This is a genomic window from Lacihabitans sp. CS3-21, from assembly GCF_024343675.1.
In the GTDB taxonomy this organism is placed as follows: Bacteria; Bacteroidota; Bacteroidia; order Cytophagales; family Spirosomataceae; genus Leadbetterella.
On sequence record NZ_RJUD01000072.1, the window covers coordinates 1 to 1780 of the forward strand.

The 1780-nt window shown below is 40.7% G+C and carries 9 protein-coding genes; all 9 read left to right on the plus strand.

The annotated features are described in order from the left end of the window. Nucleotides 1–109 precede the first annotated feature (109 nt). The 9 genes from EGI24_RS14420 to EGI24_RS14460 all read left to right on the plus strand — a co-directional run bounded on the left by EGI24_RS14420 (nt 110) and on the right by EGI24_RS14460 (nt 1572). On the plus strand, nt 110–241 hold the full coding sequence (locus tag EGI24_RS14420) for a hypothetical protein (RefSeq protein WP_255049172.1): 132 nt from the start codon (nt 110–112) through the stop codon (nt 239–241). 16 nt (nt 242–257) lie between these two features. Next, a complete protein-coding gene (locus EGI24_RS14425) occupies nt 258–389 on the plus strand; it encodes a hypothetical protein (protein WP_255049172.1) in 132 nt (43 codons plus the stop codon). Between the two features lie 16 nt (nt 390–405). After that, complete coding sequence (locus EGI24_RS14430) at nt 406–537, plus strand: hypothetical protein (RefSeq protein ID WP_255049172.1); 132 nt, start codon at nt 406–408, stop codon at nt 535–537. Nucleotides 538–553: 16 nt separating this feature from the next. Then, complete coding sequence (locus EGI24_RS14435) at nt 554–685, plus strand: hypothetical protein (protein WP_255049172.1); 132 nt, start codon at nt 554–556, stop codon at nt 683–685. 16 nt (nt 686–701) lie between these two features. Next, the gene (locus EGI24_RS14440) at nt 702–833 is read left to right on the plus strand and encodes a hypothetical protein (protein WP_255049172.1); all 132 of its coding nucleotides are present in this window, start codon (nt 702–704) and stop codon (nt 831–833) included. Nucleotides 834–996: 163 nt separating this feature from the next. Next, complete coding sequence (locus EGI24_RS14445; protein ID WP_255049172.1) at nt 997–1128, plus strand: hypothetical protein; 132 nt, start codon at nt 997–999, stop codon at nt 1126–1128. A gap of 16 nt (nt 1129–1144) precedes the next feature. Then, the gene (locus EGI24_RS14450; RefSeq protein ID WP_255049172.1) at nt 1145–1276 is read left to right on the plus strand and encodes a hypothetical protein; all 132 of its coding nucleotides are present in this window, start codon (nt 1145–1147) and stop codon (nt 1274–1276) included. A 16-nt stretch (nt 1277–1292) separates the two neighbouring features. Then, entirely contained in the window at nt 1293–1424 is a 132-nt protein-coding gene (locus tag EGI24_RS14455; RefSeq protein WP_255049172.1) for a hypothetical protein, read from the plus strand. A gap of 16 nt (nt 1425–1440) precedes the next feature. Next, a complete protein-coding gene (locus EGI24_RS14460; RefSeq protein ID WP_255049173.1) occupies nt 1441–1572 on the plus strand; it encodes a hypothetical protein in 132 nt (43 codons plus the stop codon). Nucleotides 1573–1780: the final 208 nt, after the last annotated feature.

Sequence of the window (1780 nt, forward strand, 5' to 3'; positions counted from 1 at the left end):
AAATTTGATTTGCTAAAATCAAATGAAGAAACGGCCTTAGGTCTGGGCGGCGTTCCGTTCGAGAACACGTCTGGAAATGCCGAATACAACTAGTTCTTAAATCAGTACTGTGTACATCTCGACTCCTTTTGTCAGTTCGAGCATTTCGAAATTTGATTTGCTAAAATCAAATGAAGAAACGGCCTTAGGTCTGGGCGGCGTTCCGTTCGAGAACACGTCTGGAAATGCCGAATACAACTAGTTCTTAAATCAGTACTGTGTACATCTCGACTCCTTTTGTCAGTTCGAGCATTTCGAAATTTGATTTGCTAAAATCAAATGAAGAAACGGCCTTAGGTCTGGGCGGCGTTCCGTTCGAGAACACGTCTGGAAATGCCGAATACAACTAGTTCTTAAATCAGTACTGTGTACATCTCGACTCCTTTTGTCAGTTCGAGCATTTCGAAATTTGATTTGCTAAAATCAAATGAAGAAACGGCCTTAGGTCTGGGCGGCGTTCCGTTCGAGAACACGTCTGGAAATGCCGAATACAACTAGTTCTTAAATCAGTACTGTGTACATCTCGACTCCTTTTGTCAGTTCGAGCATTTCGAAATTTGATTTGCTAAAATCAAATGAAGAAACGGCCTTAGGTCTGGGCGGCGTTCCGTTCGAGAACACGTCTGGAAATGCCGAATACAACTAGTTCTTAAATCAGTACTGTGTACATCTCGACTCCTTTTGTCAGTTCGAGCATTTCGAAATTTGATTTGCTAAAATCAAATGAAGAAACGGCCTTAGGTCTGGGCGGCGTTCCGTTCGAGAACACGTCTGGAAATGCCGAATACAACTAGTTCTTAAATCAGTACTGTGTAAATGCCAAATACAACGTCAGTTCGAGCATTTCGAAATTTGATTTGCTAAAATCAAATGAAGAAACGGCCTTAGGTCTGGGCGGCGTTCCGTTCGAGAACACGTCTGGAAATGCCGAATACAACTAGTTCTTAAATCAGTACTGTGTACATCTCGACTCCTTTTGTCAGTTCGAGCATTTCGAAATTTGATTTGCTAAAATCAAATGAAGAAACGGCCTTAGGTCTGGGCGGCGTTCCGTTCGAGAACACGTCTGGAAATGCCGAATACAACTAGTTCTTAAATCAGTACTGTGTACATCTCGACTCCTTTTGTCAGTTCGAGCATTTCGAAATTTGATTTGCTAAAATCAAATGAAGAAACGGCCTTAGGTCTGGGCGGCGTTCCGTTCGAGAACACGTCTGGAAATGCCGAATACAACTAGTTCTTAAATCAGTACTGTGTACATCTCGACTCCTTTTGTCAGTTCGAGCATTTCGAAATTTGATTTGCTAAAATCAAATGAAGAAACGGCCTTAGGTCTGGGCGGCGTTCCGTTCGAGAACACGTCTGGAAATGCCGAATACAACTAGTTCTTAAATCAGTACTGTGTACATCTCGACTCCTTTTGTCAGTTCGAGCATTTCGAAATTTGATTTGCTAAAATCAAATGAAGAAACGGCCTTAGGTCTGGGCGGCGTTCCGTTCGAGAACACGTTTTCAACTGCCAAGAACAATTAGTTCCAAAAACCTAAAAGGTTTTCTCTAATAGTTATTATTGAAGAGGTATTTCAACCCTTAACTACCTTTCTTTTTAAGTTTTGGTGGAATTTTTACCGAATTGGAATCTCAGAATGTCTCAGCATTGTACCATTTTTATGAAGTTTAATGATCTCTAAATTCACTCTTTTTTGTTTTTTTTAAACCTCCAATACAATTTGATATTAAA